The following is a 20,142-nucleotide window of genomic DNA, read 5'->3' on the forward strand; positions in this document are numbered from 1 at the left end:
CTCAGAAGTCCGAATCCGAAGCGGCGGCGTCGATTTCGGCGAGCAGCGGTGCGTCACCGGCCTCGTCGGACGGGTCGGCCGCACGGCGCAGTCGCCGGACCGCGAGGTCGCGCACCCGTTGACGAACCGAGGGGCCGCCGTGCTCCGAGCTGTCCGGGCCGACACCAGGCACGTAGATCGCAACGGTCACTGTGGATTCCGCGCCCTCGGGAGCGGGCACCTCGGTAGTCCACATGTCACCGGCCAGTGTCAGTGCCGCGTCGGCGGTGCCTGCGGTCGTGCGGACCAGCACGTGGGGATGCAGGTACGACGGAAAGTGGCTCTGCGGCGCGGCGACCGCACGCACCGAGACTGTCGTAGTTCCGCCCTGGCGCACCACTTCCCATGACACAGCCTGCTCCGACGCATCGAGCAGCTTGGGTGGGCAGCGGCGCCAGTCCCAGCCACCGGTGCCCCTGGCCAGCACCAAGGCGCCGGGTGCGGCGGCGGCGGCCGGACCTGCCGCGAGGGCGTATTCCTCCGCGCGGCCGCGCGCTTCCGGTACCCGGCCGGTTGGCGATTCCGCCACCTCGAACGGCTCGTCCGCGCCGTCGACGATCATCTCGCACGCCTCGGACAGCGTCGCGATGTCGTCGAGCAGCAGGCGTTCGTCCAGCGGCGCGATGCCATCGATGGTCGATGCGGGCCACCAGCGCGCGGCCCAGTGCGCGTACCCGAGTCGCCGTGCGCTCGTGACCAGCTCCGGCAAGCCGGGCGCGGCGGTCAGCTCGCCGGTCTCGCCCGCGTCGACCGCCAACGCGACCTCCTCGCCGAAGACGGCCCACAGCCAGTCCTGTGCAACCCGCATGTCATCGATCACGGCGGCCGGAAGCGATTGTCCGGCAAGCAGACTCCATGTCAGATGCCCGCCCGCTGCCTCGAGCACAAGCACGTCGATCTCCGCCGCGCCGTCGAGGACGGTCGGCGCACCGTCGGGCGCGATGACCAAGAGCCCGTCGGCCGCCCGCCGAATCCGCACCGTGCCGTTCATCAGCTCGCCCTCGATTCCGTCGAATCCGATTCGGCCGCACCCACACTCAGCGCCTGTTTGACCCGCGTCCGGTGATCGAGGATGACCGAGCGCGCCACACCGTCGAGCAGATCCCACAGTTCATCAGGGTGGTCCACCGCGAACTCACGAACATCGCGCCCGTGCAGGCGAACCCACAGCCGCCGCAGGTACGGCCGCCACGGTGTGCACAACTCCGCGGCGATAACGGCAAGCGGTCCGATCGGCGGCGTCTCGGTGTCGGCGCGCACCACCAGCCGCCGTGCCTGCAACACGTAGGCCTCACGCTGCCAGCGGCCGTTGATAACTCGATGCGCGGTAGTCTGCGCGTCAGCGCCCAAATGTGCCACATCGACGCCTGCGCGTTGCCGCCGAACCGCCGTCCCGATCGGCGCGAGTCCGGTGGCGAGTGCGACGCCCGCCGTCGCCGTCACCCGCAGCGTCTCGTCCAAAAGTGACCATGGCGAACAACTTCGGGCGATCTCGATGGTTACCAACTCCGGAATCAGCGGCAGCTCAGCACGTTCGCTCGACGCCTGCAACGCCGTGAACACCCGCTCGTACACGGTGCGGTCGAACGGCAGCCCCAGCGTTGACTTCGAGGCCGACGCGCCGACGGCGGGCGGCTCCGGCAGGGGTTGCGCCGTGAGCCCGAGTTCCTGCGCGGAATAACCGGATTCGGCCTGCCAGAGTCGTATCCCGACATGCGTCCCCGCATGAGTACCGACCAGCGCGTCCAGTGTCGCCTGCCCGTTGTCCCGACTCTGCTCGAGCCGGGCCGCGGCACAGGCGTCGAGCAGTTCGGCGAACGCGCCGGTATGGTCGCCACCCGCCGGACCGGTCAATGGCCGTCGTCGCCACGCGACTTCAACCAGCCCCGCAAGCTCCGGCGTCCGTTCGGCGACATACTCCTTCAACGCCTGGGTAGTACGGCCCGCCGCGTACTCGTGCACATCACGCAACGTCGCCTCGGCTATCGCCCTGTCCCGCAACGGATCCGGCATACCCGACGTCGTCGCCAGCTCGAAACAGCGCTGGAAGTACAGATCCTGCGGATGCCCCTCGGTGATCCGCAGCGCCCGCCGCACCTGCTTGAGCACGGTGAACCACGCCGCCGTCGCGCGCAGCACATCCGCCGCGGCATGCACCCGCGCGGCGAGCAGTACCGCGCCGTCGGCCGTCACGATCGGCCCCGCGCACGCCGGATGCTGCACCGGCCGGATCACCAGCGGATCGAGAATCAGCTTCACCGTGCGGCGCAACGGCCCGCCGTGCGGCCCGCTGAGCGGTTCGACGCCGTCGAGCTTGCGCCACACCTCGTCGAGCACCATGGCGCGCGGTCGTCGCATTCGACCAGGTTAACGGACTTTTGTCCGATTCGACCCCGGCAAAACCTGGGATCGGTAGGACACGAACCGTTCCTAGGTTTCTCGTATCGGCCCGAACAGCTTGGGCTGCACGAACTCAGGAGAAACCATGAACACCAAGTCCGTCACCGCGGCCCTCGTCGCTTCCGCCGCCGCTGCCGCGTTCTTCGTCACCGGTTGCAGCGACAACGCGAGCAGCACCCCGGCCAAGTCCTCGGCCGCCCCCGCCACCCAGGCCGGCCCGGCGCCGTCCGGCAAGTCGACCGCATCGGTCGACGGCAAGGCGTTCGACGCGAAGTTCACCACCACCTGCGCCAAGCAGGGCGGCACCCTGGCCCTCGCGCTGACCGACACCGCCAACGCCGGCTACGGCAACCTCTCGGTGAGCGCCACCGTCACCGGCACCGACACCGTGCAGGCGGTCGGCATCGCGGGCACCAAGGGCGGCGACGCGGGCCAGCCGTACGCGATCGGCTTCGGCAACGGAATGCCCGGCGGCTCGGCCACGCTCAGCAAGGACGGCAACACCTACAAGGTCACCGGCGAGGGCGTCAGCGCCGACCTGACCAACCCGCTGGCCGGTCCGAAGACGTCCAAGTTCGACGTCACCTTCGCCTGCTCGACCGTCGTCGGCGGCTGAACCGTCCGCGGCCCGCTCGAGTTCCGCTCGAGCGGGCCGACAACGCCCGACTTCGAATCATCGAGGAACATCATGAAATCCATCCGCTGGATCACCGCCGTATCAGCCGCATTGGCCATCGGCTACTACGTCTTTCACGGCCTCACCTACGTCAGCACCGACGAATTCGAGCCCGCCGGACTTGGCTGGCTCGGCTGGCAGATGGCACTGCCGATCGTCGCGATAACCGTTGTCCCCATTGTCTTCGCGTTCACCGGCGAAGGCATTGTCGCGGCCTTCACCGGCCGCAACAGCGCCGCTTTCCGGGAGGGCCTGGTCGGGCTCGGCACCATCGAATCGTTCACGCAAACCGGATTGACCGTCAACGACCAACCGCAGGTGCGCGTCGAATTCAGTGTCGAAGGCGCGGACGGAAAGAACTTCACCGCCATCGCGAAAATGATTGTGCCACTTACCGAATTGGCGCTGTTGCGGCCGGGCGTCGTGCTCCCGGTGCGCTACCTGCCCGACCGGACCGACAAGGTCGAGGTCGACATGTCCGGCGACCAGGCCATGGCGCAGCGGGCCATGAACGAGTCGATGATCCGCAAGGGCATCACGACCAGGCACAAGCTCGACATCGCCGAACGCGGCATTGCCACTCAGGCTGTGGTGCAGTCACTTTCGGTGCCCGGCGAGATCCGTGACGGGCACTCCAAGATCGAACTCGGCCTGGTCGTCACCCGGCCGGACGGGTCCTCCTTCAGCACCCGCGTGGAGAAGTTCCTCGCGCCGAGCACGGTCGGACAGGTGCAGGTCGGCCGCATCCTGCGGGTGCACTACCTGCCCGAGAACGAGCAAGAGGTCGTTATCGCGCTTGCGGTGAATGCTTAGCCCCCAACGAGTGCCGCGTTGATTCGAGATTCTCGAACAACGCGGCATTCGGCTGTGCGCACTACATATTGGCGAACCGCGCGAAATCGCCTTGGGCGCCGCTGTATACGTTCAAATCGGTGTTTCCCGCGATGCCGTCGATGCCACCGCTGTCGGTGGTCTGCCAGAACGTCCAGGTCGACCAGCCGCCTGGCACCTCGGGTGCGTCGTTGCCGCGATAGTCGGCGATCCACAGCGGGTATCGGGTGAACTCGTTGGTGTCGGCCATCGCCGTGCGCCAGAAGTTCGGATATGTGTAGACGACCGGGGTCCGCCCGGTCAGCGCCTGCACCGAGTTCAGATACCGCCGCGTCCAATCGATCAGCGCGGCGGGCGGCAGCCCGCCCGTGGTCTCCAGATCGAGCACCGGCGGCAGATCCAGCGCGCCGTTCTGGCCGAGCACCACCGCGGCGTACATCGCGGCCTGCGGTTCCGGCGCCAGATTCGGCCTTGCGTAGTGATAGGTCCCGCGCGCGACGCCAGCGGCCCGCATCAGCAGGCTGTCCGCGACGAAGTACGGGTTGATATAGCTCACGCCCTCGGTGGCCTTGACCATGGCGAAGCTGTGACCGGAGCGTTTCACCGCGAACCAGTCGATCAGTCGGCCGTCGATGTGCTGCCAGGACGAGACGTCCGGGCCCGTCGGCGTGGCCCCCGCGCTCGCGGAAATGGTAGCCGTGAGGATGCCTGAGAGGGCGATCAGAGATAGCGCCGTGCCGCGGCGACGGATGGTCGAGCTCCATCGAGAGGTGTCCATGGTGTTCGACGATAGCTATTTGATCTAGCTGTGACCAATGTTGCAGAAGGTGCAGTTGCGCAATGTTTACCGAAACGTCGTGCTGACCGCAGTCAGCCGAGCCAATCGAGCACCGAAGCCGCCGTCCACGACTGCTGCATGCTGCCGAGCGGTTCCCCAGTGAACGGCTCGTAGTACTCGGCGAAACTGCCGTCGCTGGCCTGGCGCAGGCCCTCGGCACGCAGCATGAACGAGCGCTCGGCCCACCCGCGCCTGGCGAACACCCAGGAGAACAGCCAGCTCATCACCGGCCACACCGGGCCGCGCCAATACTCACGCGAACGGAAGTCCCGCGAGACCGGCGAGGTCGACGGCGGCAACGCGTAGCGCAGATCGGGATGCCCGCAGAAGCGCGGACCCTCGAACGTGCGCAGCAGGCTGCGTTCGGCGTCGCGCGGCAGCCCGCCGCACAGCAGCGGCGCGAACATCGACAGCGTCTCGGTGCCGATCCAGCGCTGCAAGCGCACATCGAAGTCCCTGGCCGCGCCGGTACGGGCATCGGTGGTCGCGACAACGCCAGCACGGAAGCGGTCGGCCCACGCGTACAGATCGCGGACATCGGCGAGCGGCTGCTTGTACTCCTCGCCGATATTCGCCAGCACCTCGCAGGCCAGCGCGAAGATCCCGGTGACGAACACGTCCTCGACGGCGAAGCTCATCGTCGAGGCCAGCTGGTAGTCGTCATAGCCGGCCCGGCGCATCTGCTCGACCAGCCACAGATAGCGGTCGTACTCGCGATCGCTCGGCCGTTGCGTCGGATCGGCGACCACCCGCACGTCCTCGCGGTGGTAGGGCGGCAGGTCGCCGGGGATCACATTGTCGTAGGCGCGGTCCCAGCGCGGCGAGTTGTCCATGCCGGATTCCCAGCCGTGATACAGCGTGATCCGGCCGGTTTCCTTGGGGTCGCGGGCGTGTGCGAGCCAGCGATGCCAGCGCACCAGGTCCGGCCAGCGGCGGTTCAGGAATTCCTCGGCGACCGCGCGGGTGCTGCGGCCGTGCCGCCGGGAGTGATCGAGAATGCGCTGCACGGCGATGGCGTGCACGGGCGGCTGGGTGATGCCCGAGGTGTCCGGGCCGTCGGGCGCGTTGGCGGCCAGCTTGCGGCACTCCCAGCGGGACGGACCGGGAAAGTAGCCGTCGACCCCGTTGGCGAAGACGATGTGCGGGATCATGCCGTTCTTCCACTGCGCGGAGAGCAGCGTGTCCAGCTCGATCACGGCGCGTTCCACGCTCAGCGGGGCGAGCCCGACCGCGACGAACGCGGCATCCCAGCTCCACATGTGCGGATACAGCCTTGGCGCGGCACTGGTCATCGTGCCCAGGTCGTTGCCACGCAGCAGGTAGGCGGCGCGGGCCGCGAGCTGTGTTGGGGTGAAACCCGGGTGTGCCATCCCCCTATTCTGCGATGCCACCGGTAAGTACGCCCGCTCAGCGGTGTCCGACTCGGCATCGTCCCACCTGCCGGTGGGCCGCTGGTGCTCGTCGGTTCTCACTGTCGAATGCCCCGTCCGTAATACGCTGCTCGAGATTTTCGCATCGATGTACGCGTGCATCGCGGGTTTTTCGCGGGCTATTACGGTGGGGCGCATGACCAATGCCGTGACCAGCTCCCCGAAGCCGACCGCACTGATCACCGGCGCCAGCCGCGGCCTCGGCGCCGCCATCGCCCGTGAGCTCGCGCCGACGCACGATCTGCTGCTCGGCGCCAGATCCGCCGACGCGCTGCACGATATCCGCAAGGAACTGCCCGACGCGACCGCCTGGCCGGTCGAGCTGACCGACTATCCGGCGGTGGCCGCCGCGACCGAGCCGATCCGGCGGCTGGACGTGCTCGTGCACAACGCCGGAACCGCGGATCTGGCCTCGATCGCCGAATCGACGGTCGACCAGTGGCGAAACACGTTGGAGGCCAACCTGATCGCCGTCGTCGAGCTGACCAGGCTGCTGCTGCCCGCGCTGCGCGCGGCGGACGGCCATGTGGTGCTGATCAATTCGGGTGCCGGGCTGCGCGCGAACGCGGGCTGGGCCTCGTATGCCGCGAGCAAGTTCGGGCTGCGTGCCTTCGCCGACGCGCTGCGACTCGAGGAGCCGTCGCTGCGGGTGACCTCGATTCATCCCGGCCGCATCGACACCGACATGCAGCGCGAGATCATCGCGCACGAGGGGCGCGAATACCGGCCGGAGCAGTTCCTGCGCGCGGAGACGGTCGCCGGTGCGGTGCGCAACGCGGTCGAGACGCCGCGTGACGGGCATCCGACGGAAATCGTGCTTCGTCCCGCGTCGAGCTAGGGGCCCCGTCGTTCCGGTGTGATCAGCGGTTCAGGTGGTGGACAGATTCGGCCGGTAGCCTGGCGCTGTTTGTGCCGTCCGCCGGGGAGCGGGCGGCGGTTGGTTCGACCAGAGCAAGGGTTCAAGCAGTGGATAGACGTCGGATGTTAATGCTCGCAGCGGGTACGGCTGCCGTGCTGGCCGGTTGCGCGGTCGCGGAGGGGGATCCGATCAACAGCGGGTCGGCCGGTGACGGACCGCTCGCGCCGCCGGCGCCGCCGAAGCCGCCGCTGCTCCCGCCGCCGCCCGGTGGCCCGAAGACACCGATTCCCGCCGCGACCATCACCGCGCTGCCCGGTCCTGGCACCAGCATGGCGTTGACCGTCGATGACGGCGCCAGCGCCGAGGTCGTCGGCGCCTACATCAAGTTCGCCAAGGACACCGGCGCGCGGTTCACCTTCTTCGTGACCGCCTACTACGACTCGTGGGCGATCCACCGAGACGCGTTGCGGCCCTTGGTCGATTCGGGCCAGATCCAGCTCGGCAACCACACCTGGGATCACCCCGACCTGACCAAGCTGTCCACCGGCGAGGTCACCTCTCAGCTGCAGCGCGCGAAGACCTACCTGCAGAACAACTTCGGCGTGGACGGCGGACCGTACTACCGGCCGCCGTTCGGCAGGCACAACGCGACGGTCGACAAGATCGCCGCCGACCTCGGCTACACGGTGCCGGTGATGTGGTACGGCTCGCTGTCGGACTCCGGTGTGATCACCGAGGAGTACCTGATCGAGTGCGCGCACAAGTACTTCCACCCGCAGACCATCATCATCGGCCACGCCAACGCCCCCGCCGTCACCCACTGCTACGGCCAGCTGGTCGACATCATCAAGGAGCGCAACCTCTCCATGGTCACCCTCAACGACGTCCTACTCCCCCCGCGCTGACACACCTCCCCCCGACGCCCGCGCTGGGCCAGCAGTTGGTTGAGGCGAGTCAAATGGTTGCTAGTTGATCTCGAGTAGCGACCATTTGACTCGCGTCGATGGGATCAGGCGACGATGTTGATCAGGCGGCCGGGGACGACGATCAGCTTGCGCGGTGCGGCACCGTTCAACAGGGCGGCGATCTTCTCGTCGGCAAGCGCGGCCGCCTCGATGGCCGCGTTGTCGGCCTCCGCCGGAACCTGAATTCGGCTGCGCACCTTGCCGTTCACCTGAATCGGGTACTCGACCGACTCGTCGACGAGCAGCGCAGGATCGGCAACCGGGAACGGGCCGTGCGCCAGAGACGCGGTGTGGCCCAAGCGTTCCCACAGCTCCTCGGCGATGTGCGGGGACAGCGGCGCAAGCATCAGCACCAGCGGCTCGACCACCGCGCGCGGTGCGCCGTCGGGGTAGGTCTTGGTGAGGTGGTTGGTCAGCTCGATGAGCTTCGCGCCCGCCGTGTTGTCGCGCAGCGCGGCCAGATCCTCGTCGACACCCGCGATCGTCTTGTGCAGCAGGCGCAGCGTCTCGGCCGCGGGCGCGGCCTCGGTGACCCGCAGTTCGCCGGTGCCCTCGTCCACCACCAGACGCCAGATCCGTTGCAGGAAGCGGTGTGCGCCGACAACGTCCTTGGTCGCCCACGGCCGTGAGGTGTCCAGCGGGCCCATCGACATCTCGTAGAAACGGAAGGTGTCGGCACCGTACTGATCGCACATCTCATCGGGCGAGATGGCGTTCTTCAGCGACTTGCCGATCTTGCCGTACTCCTGGTTCACCCGGATCTCGGTGCCGGTCGCGTCGGTCCAGAAGAACTTGCCGTCGCGCTCGACCACCTCGGCGGCGGGGACGTAGGTGTCGCGCTCGTCGGTGTAGGCGTAGTCCTGGATGTAGCCCTGGTTGAACAGCCGTCGGTACGGCTCGTACCCGGACACGTCACCCAGGTCGAACAGCACCTTCTGCCAGAACCGCGCGTACAGCAGGTGCAGCACCGCGTGTTCGACACCGCCGACGTACAGGTCGACGCCGCCGGGATCGTTCGGGCCGTGCTCACCCGTGCGCGGGCCGAGCCAGTACTGCTCGTTCTCCTTGGCGCAGAACGCTTCCGAGTTGGTCGGATCGGCGTAGCGCAGCTGGTACCAGGAGCTACCCGCCCAGTTGGGCATGACGTTGGTGTCGCGCCGGTACCGCTTCGGCCCGTCGCCGAGATCCAGTTCGACATTGACCCAGTCGGTCGCCTTCGCCAGCGGCGGCGACGGCTCGGAGTTCGCGTCGTTCGGATCGAAGGTCACCGGCGCGAAGTCGTCCATCTCCGGAAGCAGCACCGGCAGCATGGATTCCGGCAGCGCGTGCGGCGCGCCGTCCTCGTCGTAGACGATCGGGAACGGCTCGCCCCAGTAGCGCTGCCTGGCGAACAGCCAGTCGCGCAGCTTGTACTGGATGGTGCCCTTGCCGTGCCCGTCGGTCTCCAACCGGGCGATCACCGTCGCCTTGGCCTCGTCGATCGAAAGTCCGTCCAGGTAACCGGAATTCACGACGGCGCCGTCGCCGGTGTAGGCCGCCGCGCTGAGGTCGCCGCCAGCGACGACCTCCTTGATGGGCAGCCCGAACGCGGTCGCGAAATCCCAGTCGCGCTGGTCGTGACCTGGCACCGCCATGATCGCGCCGGTGCCATAGCCGCTCAGCACGTAGTCGGCGATGAAGATCGGCATCGGTTCGCCGTTCGCCGGGTTGGTGGCGTAGCTGCCGAGGAAGACGCCGGACTTCTCCTTGTTCTCCTGGCGCTCGAGATCGGACTTGGCCGCGATCGACTTGCGGTAGGCCGCAACGGCATCCGCGGGAGTGGCGGCGCCCTCGTTGGTCCAGCGGGCATCCGTGCCCTCGGGCCACGCGGCCGCGGCCAGCGTGTCGACCAGCTCGTGCTCGGGTGCCAGCACGACATACGTCGCGCCGAACAATGTGTCGGGACGGGTGGTGAAGACCTCGATCTGTGCACCGTTCGCGTCGAACTGGACCTGCGCGCCACGCGAGCGCCCGATCCAGTTGCGCTGCATGGACTTCACGTTCTCCGGCCAGTCGAGCCGATCGAGATCGTCGACCAGTCGGTCCGAGTAGGCGGTGATGCGCATCATCCACTGCCACAACCGCTTACGGAACACCGGGAAGTTGCCGCGCTCGCTGCGACCGTCGGCGGTGACCTCTTCGTTGGACAGCACCGTGCCGAGGCCTGGGCACCAGTTGACCATCGAATCGGTCTGGTACACCAGGCGATACGAGTCGAGCACCGCCGAGCGCTCGGCGGCGGTCATGCTCGCCCAGTCCTTGCCGTCGGGGGCGGGCCGTGCGCCGGTGGCGAATTGGTCTTCCAGTTCGTTGATCGGGCGGGCCCGATCCAGCTCCTGGTCGTACCAGGCGTTGTAGATGCGCAGGAAGATCCACTGGGTCCAGCGGTAGTACTCCGGATCGGTGGTCGCGAACGAACGCCGCCGGTCGTGGCCCAACCCGAGGCGATCGAGCTGGCGCTGCATCGTGGCGATGTTCGACTCGGTGGTGTCGCGCGGGTGCGCGCCGGTCTGCACCGCGTACTGCTCGGCGGGCAGGCCGAACGCGTCGTAGCCGAGCGCGTGCAGCACGTTGCGGCCGTGCATCCGGTGGTAGCGGGCGAAAACATCGGTGGCGATGTAGCCGAGCGGATGCCCGACGTGCAGACCGGCACCGGACGGGTACGGGAACATGTCCTGCACGAACAGCTTGTCCGCCGGGGTGGCACCGGCCAGTGGACCGACCGGATTCGGCGCGTGGAAGGTCCCGCGCTCGCCCCACGTCTGCTGCCACCGGCGTTCGATGCGGCCCGCGAGCTCCGCGTTGTACCGATGCTCCGGTACATCGCTTTCGGTTGCACGAGTGTCCTGCACGGTCCTGCCTTCTTGTGATCGCCGATCCCCGACAAACTTCGTCTATCAGGGTAGAACGTGCGGACCGCAGTACTGAAAATCGGGCTGTGCTGACTGCGTCGGCGCGTCCGCGTCCGCGCCTCGGTCGAAGTTACCCGCCCGTCGGTATGGGGCTGTGCCGCACCGCCTTCGCGTTACTCGCGGGTTGTCGTTCCCAGTTGAGCGGTCCCAACAGTGCGTTTGGTTGCTACACCCGCGGCACGGTGCCGCCCGGTGTGGAACGCGCCTGTCCGGGGATGGTGACACGCTGGGTGCTGAGCAGTTGCGGGGGAGCACCCGGCGGGCGGACAGCACCGATGCGCTAGCCTGCGTGAGTGTTCGTCGTCGCTCTCGTCCTGTTCGTGCTGGCCCTGGTGGCCATCGCAACCGGCGCACTCGGGCTGATCGGCAAGCTGCCGCGCAACCGCTTCGTCGGGGTGCACACCGAGGCCGCCCTTTCCGATGACGAGACCTTCCGCATCGCGAATCGCATCGCCGCCCCCACCTCGGTGGCGGCCGGGGCGCTGCTGTTCGCCGGTGGTCTCGTCGCTCTCGCCGCGAGCGGCATCGTCGCGCTGCTCGTCGGGGCTGGCGCGGCCATCGTCGCCCTGTTCACCCTCGGCGCCGGAGCCAACGCCGCGGCCGCGAAGGCCGAGGCCATCGCACCGCCCGCCGAGGTCGGCGGCTGCGGCAGTGCCTGCGGCGCCTGCTCGCTGCGCGACGCCTGCCAGCCCGCGACCTAGCCGCTATTGCGACCTAGCCGTTATTCGGCGCGGGCACGCCGCGGGACAGCGGACTCCCGAGCGGATTGAGGTAGAGCACACAAAGGTGCACCGGTACCGCACTGCGGTTACGCGCGACATGCGGATACTGCGGGCCGCTCGGCTCGCGGAAGACACGACCGCGGCGATACGTCACGGGTGCGCAGTCCGCGCCGGGGTGATCGAGAGTGCCGCGCGTGACCGCGACAAGCAGCGTGCCGTCGTGATAGTGCCAGCCGCTGCTGCCGCCGGGCTCGATGATCGTCTGGCGCAGCACGAATTCGCGGCGGCCGATCGCGAAGCGCAACAGCACGCGGCTCGCCGTGCCCCGCGCGGGCGCCGCGTTCGCTCGATACTCACGTCGCGTCACCAGACCATCGAACCATTCCGATTCGGTACCCGTAGCACTCTGACGACCGGCTCTTTCGTATGGCGAGTCGATTGAATCGGCCGAGTTACGTTTCGGGTCGAACCCTGTCGGGTTCGGTACCGGCAGTACATACTTGGGGCGTTGCGGTACCGCTTGATTTTCGGGGTGGAAATGAACTCGTTCGACCTTTTCGCCGCAGGCAATACGTGGGGGATATCCGGGCCCGATTTCATGGCGCTGTATTGGCCATTCGTCGGACTCGCCGTGCTATTCGGATTGTGGATGCGGTTACGGGTGACTCGTGGCGGCGTCGATACCCGTGGGATCGAGCGACCGGGCCTGGAATTGTCGCTGCCAGAGGTCGCCATGCTGTTCGACGATCGCCGTGCGGTGCTTGCCGCGCTGGCCCGACTGCGCAGCGCGGACCTGATCGACTCGGCGGCGGCACCGGCGCGTCCGCTCGAACCCGAGGACACGCGGCGACTCGACCCGTTCACGCGGTCGATCTACGACCGGATCGTCGCCGGGGCCAAGCCGACGGTCGTCTCGCTGACCGCGGGGTCGGCGGCGGCGCTCGGCCCGCTGCGCGACTCGATGATCCGGCGTGGCTACTTTCCGGACGCGACTTTCCGGCGGCGGCTGTGGGATGCCGGGATGCCGCTGCTGATCGTCGGTCTGGTCGGTGTGGTGCGGTTCGTCGCGGGGACGCTGAACCAGAACCCAGTCGCCTTCCTGGTCCTTGCCCTCGTGGTGCAGGGCTTCTGCTACTGGCTGGTGGTGGCCAAACCCCGGCTGACGCCGCTCGGTCGGCTGGCCCGCACGAACGCGACAAGCGGCAACGCACACCTGCGGCCGTCCAATTCGCCCGCCTACGCCACCTATGGCGCCGAGAGCGCCGCGCTCGCCGCCGCGATATTCGGCGGTGCCGCACTGATGTCCCTCGACCCAGGGCTCGCGAGTGCCGTTGAACCGCCCAGTGCTTCGGGTGGCGACAGTGGCGGTGGTGGCGACAGCGGGGGCGGTGGCTGCGGTGGTGGGGGCTGCGGCGGCGGTGGCTGTGGTGGCTGACCACGGCGGATACCGCGGATGAGCGGACCATTGGCGGATGGGGCGCTCGGCATCGGCTGGCGCCCGGAGATCTGCGGCGTGATCGCGGAGCTGGATGGGCTCGGGTTCGGTGAGGTGATCGCGGAGTCGCTGCCGGTGCGTCGGCGACTGCTCGGTCGACCGGAAGTTGTCATCCCCGCCGAGCTGGCCGCATTGATAGAGCGCGGTATATCCATTGTGCCGCATGGTGTTTCGCTATCGCTGGGCGGTGCGGAACCGGTGGATGCGCACCGGATCGAGCATCTGGCAGCGTGCGCCCAAGCGCTGAGAGCGCCACTGGTGAGCGAACACATCGCCTTCGTCCGGGCAGCGGGTATCGAAGCGGGACACCTGCTTCCGGTGCCCCGCTGCAAAGCCGCCTTGGATGCCTTGTCCCGCAACATCACCCGTACCCAGGCCGCGCTCGACGTACCACTGGCCGTGGAAAACATTGCGGCACTGTTCGACTGGCCAGACGATGAATACACCGAATCCGAGTTTCTGGCCGAACTCATCGACCGCACCGGCGTCTACCTGCTACTCGACATAGCCAACGGCTACGCCAACGCCCGCAACCGCTCCCGCGACCCCCTCGACGAACTCCTGCGTCTGCCCACCGACCGCGTCGCCTACTGCCACGTCGCGGGCGGCCACGAATCCGACGGCCGCTACCACGACACTCACACCGACCCCGTCCCCGCCGAAATCCTTGCCCTCGTCACCGAATTCACCGACCGCCACCCGGTCCCGCTCATGCTGGAACGCGACGGTAACTACCCACCCGCCGCCGAACTCCTCGACGAACTCGATGCCATCGCGGCCGCCGCGCACCGCCCGTCCGTCACCGAACGCGCACGACTGGCCCGCACATGAACTCGCCCGAGCGAGCTACCGACGCGCTCGCCGACCGTCAGGCGGCGCTGGTCCGCGCCTTGGTGACCGGAAGCCAGATCCCGGACGGCTTCGATACCGACGCCGTCACCGCGGCGGCCCGCGCATTGCTCCACAAGCGCGCCGGTGAAGTCGCCCGCCGCTGCCCGCTGCTGGCACACGCCTGTGACGACTTCATCGCCCGCTTCATCGTTTGGGCCGCGGACAAGCCGAAGACGTCCACCGCCTCGGACGCAAGGGCTTTCGCCGAATACGCAGGCATTGCGCAATATGCAAGCGGCACCCCATCTAGAGTTCGAATGGCGTTTCTACGCCGACGCCGATAGCCGGGCTATTCGCATCACCGGACGAACGTTCGTCTTGATCTGATATGCCTAGACATCCCATGGTGTGACGAAATACGTACTTTTCGGTTCCATAAGGGAAGACACTCGGCGTTAGCGTGTGGTGTGCGATTCCTCAGCAAGTTCTACATCGACGGTTTCATCCTGTCGATCCTCGGTACGGTTGCCCTGGCCAGCGTCTTTCCTGCCCGCGGCACCGCTGCCGATGTAGTCGGTGTGCTGACGAAGATTGCCATCGCATTGCTATTCCTGCTGTACGGCACCCGCCTCTCGCCGAAGGAGGCCCTGGCAGGGCTCACCCACTGGCGGCTGCACATCGTCGTGCTGGCAAGCACCTTTGTGCTCTTTCCGCTGCTCGGGCTGGCGGCGCGGTTGCTGGTGCCCGGCGTGCTCACCGACGATCTGTACACCGGGTTGCTGTTCCTGTGCTTGGTGCCGTCCACCGTGCAGTCCTCGATCGCGTTCACCTCGATCGCGAAGGGCAATGTGCCCGGCGCGATCGTGAGCGCGACGGCGTCGAACCTGCTCGGTGTCTTCGTGACCCCGCTGCTTGTCATCCTGTTGATGAACACCACCGGCCAGGCCAGCGTCGACTTCTCCTCGATCGGCGATATCGTGCTGCAGCTGCTTGTGCCCTTCGCCATCGGCCAGCTGATCCGGCCGAAGGTCATCGGCTGGCTCAGCCGCTACGCCGAGCCGACGAAACTGGTCGACCGCGGCTCGATCCTGCTCGTCGTCTACAGCGCGTTCAGCGCGGGCATGGTGGAGGGCATCTGGCACATGCTCTCGCCGTGGCGGATCCTCGCGCTGGCCGGCGTGTGCTGCGTGCTCCTCGCGTTGGTCATCATCGCGACCATGCTGATCGGCCGGTTCGCCGGGTTCTCCAGGGCGGACCGGATCGTGATCGTGTTCTGCGGATCCAAGAAGAGTCTGGCCACCGGCCTGCCCATGGCGACCGTGCTGTTCGCGAGTCAGCCGGTGGGCCTGATCGTGCTGCCGCTGATGATGTTCCACCAGATCCAGCTGATCACCTGTGCCGCGCTCGCCCAGCGGTGGGCCAAGTCGGCGGAGGAGCCGGACGAAACGGGCGAACTGCGGCCCGCCGCTTAGCGACCGGTCATCCGTTCCCTAGCGCAGCGTCTCCAATGCTTGCAGAACCGCATGGTCGGCCTCCGGGTCGCCGACCGAAATGCGCGCGCTCCCATCGGGATACGCCTTGGCGGCGATGCCTGCCCGCCGCAGCGCGGTAGCCACTCCCGGTCCGGGCAGGTACAGGAAGTTGGCGTGGCTGAGCGGCACCGCGATCCCGCAGCGCCGCAACGCGTTGCGCAGCGACTCCCGCGCGGCGGTGATCCGCATGGTGCGCATGGCCAGTTCGGGTTCGGCGGCGTAGGACGCGGAGACCGCGGCCACCGCCGCCGAACTCACCCCGAACGGCAATTGCAGTCGGCGCACCCTTGCCATCATCTCCGGCCTGCCGAAGGCGTACCCGATGCGTAGCCCGGCCAGCCCGTAGGCCTTCGAAAAGGTACGCAGCACAAGCAGATTCGGATGCTTGCTCAGCAGGGCGAGCGGGTCGATGTACTCGGCGGCCCCGAGGAATTCGACATAGGCCTCGTCCAGAATCACCGGCACCCGTGCTGGCACAGCGCCGAGAAACGCCTTCAACTCGCTGGCCGATACCACCGTGCCCGTCGGATTGTGCGGGCGGCACACCACCACCAGCCCGGTCCGCTTGTCGATGGCCCTGGTCATCGCCCATAGATCCTGGTTGCCCGCCGAGTCGAGCGGCACCGGAACCACCTCGACACCGGCCATCTCGGCCATGATCGGATATCCGTCGAACGTCGGTGTCGCATAGACCATTCCGGCGCCTGGGCGCATCAGCGACTGGATGATCTGCATCGCCACCCCCGTCGCGCCGGAGCCGACCACCACCTGATCCGAATGCAGGCCGAGGTGGTGCGCGATCAACTTCGGCAGCCGACGCGGCAGAAACTCCGGATAGCGATTGGCCTGTGCCAGCACACTGTTCACCGCACGAAGCACCGAAGGCAGTGGCGGGAACGGATTTTCGCTCAGGGTCAGATCGAACCTCGGCTGCACCGGCGAACTACCACGCCGCTGCGACGGCGTGGTCTCCTCGACGAGGCGGATGCTCATCGCGCCGCGCCCCACCGGATGGCCGCGGCGCCGGCGAAGTCACCCGCGTGCGCGAACGCCGACATCAGCACCACCGAGCCGTTGCGCAGCCTGCCCGCCCGGTTCTCCACATCCAGGGTCACCGGAATGCCAGCGGCGAACAGGTTTCCGCAGCTGTCGAAGGTGTCCGGATGCCGTTCGGCGGGCAGCTCGAGCGCGTCGTGCCAGTTGCGCAGGAACAGCCGGTTCGGCTGATTGGTGACGAAGGTGTCGATATCGCTGCCCTTCACCCCGATCCGATCGCAGACCGCGAGCGCGACCTCCGGCACCAACCGGTTGCCGCGCGCGAACACCTTGGTGATCTTCGATTCGGTGAAGCTGACGCAGCCCTGGCCCTCGCCCGGCTCCCAGTACTTGCGCTCGCCGTTGGTGGAAAACTCCATGTCCCCGGCGAATTCGGGATAGGTGCGGCACTCGATGTCGAGGATCGGCGCGCTGTCGTCCTTGACGAGCAGCCCCACTCCGCAGCCGTCGCCCGGCACCGGCGCCTGCGCCAGCTTGCGGATATCGGGTTGGGTGAACACCGGGCCTGCGCAGTTCTGCGTCGCCACGATCAGCGCGGTGCGCGCGCTGGTGGTCTGCAACACCATTCGGGCGATCGACATCATGTGCACGAAGGCCGCGCAGCCGCCGTTGTGCACGTCGTAGACGAACGCCGGGTGCGCGCCGAGCCGCTTGGCCACCTCGGGTCCGCAGCCCATCACCGGATTGTCCGGCAGCTGAGTGTGCGTGATCAGTACGTCGATATCCGAAATGAACTGCGCGCCATGGCGTTCGATCAGCGGCGCGACCGCGCGCTCGACCATGTCCACCGCGGTCTCGTCCCGGTCGACGTGATGTCGAGCCTTGGGCGACCGGAACATCACGTTCTTCGCCATCCGGTCCGAGCGGGAGTACTGGGTGAAGTATTCGGTGCCGACCGGCTCCCCAGGCAGGTAGCTGGCCACATCGACCAGGCTGACCGAGGGCAATGCGGGGGCGTCAGGGTTGGTGGGGGTCATGCGGGTCTCATTTCATCCAGTCGGGCTTGATGGGCAGGCCGTTCGCCGCCCGGTACTCGCAGATCGCCTTGAGGTTGTCCATCTCCAACTGGTGGCCCGCGGAGAACATCTCCCAGAAGTCGCCGACCCACACCGGGCGGTTCGCGGGCGCGGTCTCGGGATAGGGGTTCTCGTCGTAGAACGGGTGCTTGCAATTGACCCACAGCACCACCGAACCCGGCTTGTTGAACACCGTCTGCGCGTCGATGACGCGCAGCAGATAGATCATCCACAGATGCTGCGACTGATCCCAGGCGCAGTGGTAGTCGACGGTCATCCCGTCCGGATGCGCGACGGTGCGGGTGAAGATCTTGGTCTCGTCGCCGAGCCGGTCGTAGGCCAGCCACAGGCCAGGCTCCTCGGTCGGCACGAACCCGCGCAGGCTGTAGGTCCACTCCTCCAGCGAGCGGGTGTCGGCCAGGTACTCGTACACCTCGTGCGGCGGCGCGGCGATATAGGCCTGCACCGGACAGTATTCGCCGAAGATCTGGTCGTGCGGGTACACCGACCGCAGCATGTCCATGATGACCGGGGTGGTCGCGTCCTTGTCGGAGTTCTCGATACGCAGCAGGCCGGGCGGCATTGCCTCCGCCGGGATATCGCTGAGTGCTGGCAGAGCGCTAGTTGTTCCGCCCGTCGCCCGACCATCACCCCTGATGGAATCGCTACGCAATACGGTCATTTCGTACTCCTGGATTGTTCGATGGTCGTCAAGAACGGAAGAAACGGCGGCACCTCGTCCGGGTCGACATCGATCGAAATGAACGACGGCCCTTGGGTTTCCATGCAGTGCCGCAGCGTCGCGGCCAGCTCGGCCGGTGCGCGCACCGAGAAGGCGGGCAACTCGGGGAACATGGCGCCGATGCCATCGCCGAGGTGCGCGGGCCGGAATCGGTTGAAGCTGTATCGATCCCGGTAGTACAACTGTTCCCTGGTCACGCACATGGCGTGGGCGTTGTTGTTGAGCACGATGAAGGTGATCGGCAACTGGTGCTCGAGCGCGGTGTGTATCTCCATGCCGTGCATGAAGAACGCGCCGTCACCTGCCACCACGACGGTACGCCGCACACCGTCGGGTCCATGTCCTCGGGCGAACGCGGAGCCGATGCCAGCGCCGAACGCGTAACCCATGCCGCCCATCCCCAGCGCGACGACGAACCGGCCGCCGCGCGGCACCCGCAGGTGATGCACCACGGCCGCACCGGTATTGCCCGCGTCGGCGAAGACATCGGTGCCGTCGGGCAGCGCCGCGTCGATGGTCTCCACCAGTTGCCGGTAGCGCAGGCCGGGACCGGCGGACTCCGGAACATGCATGGCGGTGAGCGGAGTAACGGTGCGTCGCTCTGATGTCGTTGTCGCAGCGGCGAATTCGTCCGCAAGCTCGCCGAGCGTGCGCGCCAGATCGGTGCTGGTTGCGTGAATCGCGGGCAGATAGGGCGGTGTCACCCCGATGCTCGCCACCGCGGTGCCCGCGAGCAGTTCGGCCAGCCCGGTGCTCGCGGTGATCGGCATCGGGGTGCCGATGAACAGGCACAACGCCGCCGACCGGACGGCCGCGCTCAGTTCGGGATGCCCCATGCTGCCCGCGACCCCGCAGAAGCTGGTGTCAGTGTTGTCGTAGGTGTCCTTGGCGTCCGGCGCGACACCCACCGCGGCATCAAGGACGGCGGCCAGCCGAGCCAACTCCGCCCGCGCGTCGTCGCGGGCGACCTGGTCACCGGCGATGATCACGACCTTCCCGGTCCGCCGCGCCGTGGTCAGCGCGGCGCGCAGCCGGACCAGGCCTGCCTCGTCGCGCCGATATACCTTGGTCGGCAACCGAATCGGGCGTGCATCGGCCATGCTCGACTGCTGCACATCCTTGGGTAGCAGCAGCACCGCTGGTCCGCCGCGCCGGGCGGCGCCGACCGCCCTCGCCACCTGATCGGGCAGGTCGGCGGCGCGCTCGACGCGCGCGCAGTACCGGGTGATCGCGCCGAACATGCGGGCAGCGTCGATGGTGCCCGCATGTCCGCTGGTGTCCTGGAAGGCGCCGTTGCCCTCCATGGAAGTCGGCGGCTGGCCGACCAGTGCGAGCACCGGTACTCGCGAAGCATACGATTCAGCAAGTCCGGCAACGAGATTCATCGCGCCGCCGCCCGAGGTCGCGGCGACGACGCCGAGTCCGCCGGTCGATCTCGCGTAGCCGTCGGCCATGGTCGCGGCGCCGAATTCGTGCTTGGCGATCACCCCGGTGACGTCGGACGGCGCGTCGAAGATGGCGTCGTACAGGTCCTCGATGTTCGCACCGTCCACGCCGAAGATGTGCCGGACACCCAGGGCCGAAACCGCCTGCACCAAATAGTCAACGACCCGGGTCTGCATGGGCACTCCTTCCCGCGGTGTCCACCTGTGCACGGGGCACACGCGAGATCACTTTCTGCGTACAGGAGTGATACGGGTCGGAGCGACCGACGGTTCAACGTCGAACAAAGAGCGCGGCGATCTGGCGTGTCGGCGAG

19 protein-coding genes are annotated in these 20,142 nt (G+C 67.6%); 9 read left to right on the forward strand and 10 right to left on the reverse strand.

Annotation, left to right across the window (positions count from 1 at the left end):
- Nucleotide 1: 1 nt before the first annotated feature.
- Nucleotides 2–1,030 (reverse strand): hypothetical protein, encoded by a 1,029-nt coding sequence (locus OG203_RS26445; RefSeq protein WP_405159961.1) that lies wholly within the window; start codon nucleotides 1,028–1,030, stop codon nucleotides 2–4.
- Nucleotides 1,030–2,379, reverse strand: a complete 1,350-nt coding sequence (locus tag OG203_RS26450) for a hypothetical protein (protein WP_405168011.1) — start codon at nucleotides 2,377–2,379, stop codon at nucleotides 1,030–1,032. The genes OG203_RS26445 and OG203_RS26450 overlap by 1 nt, the downstream gene beginning before the upstream one ends.
- A 145-nt stretch (nucleotides 2,380–2,524) precedes the next feature.
- On the opposite strand from OG203_RS26450, the gene OG203_RS26455 reads away from it, so the two are divergent.
- Complete coding sequence (locus OG203_RS26455; protein ID WP_405159962.1) at nucleotides 2,525–3,055, forward strand: lipoprotein LpqH; 531 nt, start codon at nucleotides 2,525–2,527, stop codon at nucleotides 3,053–3,055.
- 69 nt (nucleotides 3,056–3,124) lie between these two features.
- The gene (locus OG203_RS26460; protein WP_405168012.1) at nucleotides 3,125–3,928 is read left to right on the forward strand and encodes a hypothetical protein; all 804 of its coding nucleotides are present in this window, start codon (nucleotides 3,125–3,127) and stop codon (nucleotides 3,926–3,928) included.
- Between the two features lie 61 nt (nucleotides 3,929–3,989).
- Here the strand turns inward: OG203_RS26460 and OG203_RS26465 are convergent, their stop codons facing one another.
- A complete protein-coding gene (locus OG203_RS26465) occupies nucleotides 3,990–4,724 on the reverse strand; it encodes a glycoside hydrolase family 25 protein (RefSeq protein ID WP_405159963.1) in 735 nt (244 codons plus the stop codon).
- A 92-nt stretch (nucleotides 4,725–4,816) separates the two neighbouring features.
- A complete protein-coding gene (locus tag OG203_RS26470; protein WP_405159964.1) occupies nucleotides 4,817–6,154 on the reverse strand; it encodes an MGH1-like glycoside hydrolase domain-containing protein in 1,338 nt (445 codons plus the stop codon).
- Nucleotides 6,155–6,350: 196 nt separating this feature from the next.
- On the opposite strand from OG203_RS26470, the gene OG203_RS26475 reads away from it, so the two are divergent.
- Both OG203_RS26475 and OG203_RS26480 read left to right on the forward strand, forming a co-directional pair.
- The gene (locus OG203_RS26475) at nucleotides 6,351–7,052 is read left to right on the forward strand and encodes an SDR family oxidoreductase (protein ID WP_405159965.1); all 702 of its coding nucleotides are present in this window, start codon (nucleotides 6,351–6,353) and stop codon (nucleotides 7,050–7,052) included.
- A gap of 143 nt (nucleotides 7,053–7,195) precedes the next feature.
- Complete coding sequence (locus OG203_RS26480) at nucleotides 7,196–7,978, forward strand: polysaccharide deacetylase family protein (protein WP_405159966.1); 783 nt, start codon at nucleotides 7,196–7,198, stop codon at nucleotides 7,976–7,978.
- A 104-nt stretch (nucleotides 7,979–8,082) separates the two neighbouring features.
- Here the strand turns inward: OG203_RS26480 and leuS are convergent, their stop codons facing one another.
- On the reverse strand, nucleotides 8,083–10,929 hold the full coding sequence (gene leuS, locus OG203_RS26485; RefSeq protein WP_405159967.1) for a leucine--tRNA ligase: 2,847 nt from the start codon (nucleotides 10,927–10,929) through the stop codon (nucleotides 8,083–8,085).
- A gap of 353 nt (nucleotides 10,930–11,282) precedes the next feature.
- Here leuS and OG203_RS26490 point away from each other — a divergent pair, with 353 nt between their 5' ends.
- Nucleotides 11,283–11,690 (forward strand): SdpI family protein, encoded by a 408-nt coding sequence (locus OG203_RS26490; protein WP_405159968.1) that lies wholly within the window; start codon nucleotides 11,283–11,285, stop codon nucleotides 11,688–11,690.
- A 13-nt stretch (nucleotides 11,691–11,703) separates the two neighbouring features.
- Here the strand turns inward: OG203_RS26490 and OG203_RS26495 are convergent, their stop codons facing one another.
- Nucleotides 11,704–12,078: a cupin domain-containing protein gene (locus tag OG203_RS26495; protein ID WP_405159969.1), complete on the reverse strand. Its 375-nt coding sequence runs from the start codon at nucleotides 12,076–12,078 to the stop codon at nucleotides 11,704–11,706.
- Nucleotides 12,079–12,249: 171 nt separating this feature from the next.
- On the opposite strand from OG203_RS26495, the gene OG203_RS26500 reads away from it, so the two are divergent.
- From OG203_RS26500 to OG203_RS26515, 4 genes are all read left to right on the forward strand, one after another.
- Nucleotides 12,250–13,146, forward strand: a complete 897-nt coding sequence (locus tag OG203_RS26500) for a TIGR04222 domain-containing membrane protein (protein ID WP_405159970.1) — start codon at nucleotides 12,250–12,252, stop codon at nucleotides 13,144–13,146.
- Nucleotides 13,147–13,164: 18 nt separating this feature from the next.
- Nucleotides 13,165–14,037 (forward strand): DUF692 domain-containing protein, encoded by an 873-nt coding sequence (locus tag OG203_RS26505; protein WP_405159971.1) that lies wholly within the window; start codon nucleotides 13,165–13,167, stop codon nucleotides 14,035–14,037.
- Nucleotides 14,034–14,381, forward strand: coding sequence for a hypothetical protein (locus OG203_RS26510; protein WP_405159972.1), 348 nt, complete (start codon nucleotides 14,034–14,036; stop codon nucleotides 14,379–14,381). Before OG203_RS26505 ends, OG203_RS26510 begins: the two co-directional genes overlap by 4 nt.
- A 123-nt stretch (nucleotides 14,382–14,504) precedes the next feature.
- Nucleotides 14,505–15,509 carry a bile acid:sodium symporter family protein gene (locus OG203_RS26515; protein ID WP_405159973.1) on the forward strand — a complete coding sequence of 335 codons (1,005 nt, stop codon included), beginning with the start codon at nucleotides 14,505–14,507 and terminating at the stop codon, nucleotides 15,507–15,509.
- A gap of 18 nt (nucleotides 15,510–15,527) precedes the next feature.
- Here the strand turns inward: OG203_RS26515 and OG203_RS26520 are convergent, their stop codons facing one another.
- Genes OG203_RS26520 through OG203_RS26535 form a run of 4 tightly spaced genes read right to left on the reverse strand, consistent with a single transcriptional unit; the run spans nucleotide 15,528 to nucleotide 20,005 of the window.
- A complete protein-coding gene (locus OG203_RS26520; protein WP_405159974.1) occupies nucleotides 15,528–16,562 on the reverse strand; it encodes an aminotransferase class I/II-fold pyridoxal phosphate-dependent enzyme in 1,035 nt (344 codons plus the stop codon).
- The gene (locus OG203_RS26525; protein WP_405159975.1) at nucleotides 16,559–17,602 is read right to left on the reverse strand and encodes a 3-oxoacyl-ACP synthase III family protein; all 1,044 of its coding nucleotides are present in this window, start codon (nucleotides 17,600–17,602) and stop codon (nucleotides 16,559–16,561) included. The genes OG203_RS26520 and OG203_RS26525 overlap by 4 nt, the downstream gene beginning before the upstream one ends.
- Nucleotides 17,603–17,609: 7 nt before the next feature.
- Nucleotides 17,610–18,323 (reverse strand): SRPBCC family protein, encoded by a 714-nt coding sequence (locus OG203_RS26530; protein ID WP_405159976.1) that lies wholly within the window; start codon nucleotides 18,321–18,323, stop codon nucleotides 17,610–17,612.
- Nucleotides 18,320–20,005 carry a thiamine pyrophosphate-binding protein gene (locus OG203_RS26535; protein WP_405159977.1) on the reverse strand — a complete coding sequence of 562 codons (1,686 nt, stop codon included), beginning with the start codon at nucleotides 20,003–20,005 and terminating at the stop codon, nucleotides 18,320–18,322. The genes OG203_RS26530 and OG203_RS26535 overlap by 4 nt, the downstream gene beginning before the upstream one ends.
- Nucleotides 20,006–20,142 lie beyond the last annotated feature (137 nt).

It is taken from the genome of Nocardia sp. NBC_01499 (genome assembly GCF_045040275.1).
Taxonomy (GTDB): domain Bacteria; phylum Actinomycetota; class Actinomycetes; order Mycobacteriales; family Mycobacteriaceae; genus Nocardia.

Coding starts and splice junctions, on each gene's coding strand:
- OG203_RS26445 (WP_405159961.1), bottom strand. CDS start 1,030: ATGAACGGCACGGTGCGGATTCGGCGGGCGGCCGACGGGCTCTTGGTC.
- OG203_RS26505 (WP_405159971.1), top strand. CDS start 13,165: ATGAGCGGACCATTGGCGGATGGGGCGCTCGGCATCGGCTGGCGCCCG.
- OG203_RS26535 (WP_405159977.1), bottom strand. CDS start 20,005: ATGCAGACCCGGGTCGTTGACTATTTGGTGCAGGCGGTTTCGGCCCTG.
- OG203_RS26510 (WP_405159972.1), top strand. CDS start 14,034: ATGAACTCGCCCGAGCGAGCTACCGACGCGCTCGCCGACCGTCAGGCG.
- OG203_RS26470 (WP_405159964.1), bottom strand. CDS start 6,154: ATGGCACACCCGGGTTTCACCCCAACACAGCTCGCGGCCCGCGCCGCC.
- OG203_RS26525 (WP_405159975.1), bottom strand. CDS start 17,602: ATGACCCCCACCAACCCTGACGCCCCCGCATTGCCCTCGGTCAGCCTG.
- OG203_RS26480 (WP_405159966.1), top strand. CDS start 7,196: ATGTTAATGCTCGCAGCGGGTACGGCTGCCGTGCTGGCCGGTTGCGCG.
- OG203_RS26520 (WP_405159974.1), bottom strand. CDS start 16,562: ATGAGCATCCGCCTCGTCGAGGAGACCACGCCGTCGCAGCGGCGTGGT.
- OG203_RS26465 (WP_405159963.1), bottom strand. CDS start 4,724: ATGGACACCTCTCGATGGAGCTCGACCATCCGTCGCCGCGGCACGGCG.
- OG203_RS26455 (WP_405159962.1), top strand. CDS start 2,525: ATGAACACCAAGTCCGTCACCGCGGCCCTCGTCGCTTCCGCCGCCGCT.
- OG203_RS26475 (WP_405159965.1), top strand. CDS start 6,351: ATGACCAATGCCGTGACCAGCTCCCCGAAGCCGACCGCACTGATCACC.
- OG203_RS26500 (WP_405159970.1), top strand. CDS start 12,250: ATGAACTCGTTCGACCTTTTCGCCGCAGGCAATACGTGGGGGATATCC.
- OG203_RS26530 (WP_405159976.1), bottom strand. CDS start 18,323: ATGACCGTATTGCGTAGCGATTCCATCAGGGGTGATGGTCGGGCGACG.
- OG203_RS26450 (WP_405168011.1), bottom strand. CDS start 2,379: ATGGTGCTCGACGAGGTGTGGCGCAAGCTCGACGGCGTCGAACCGCTC.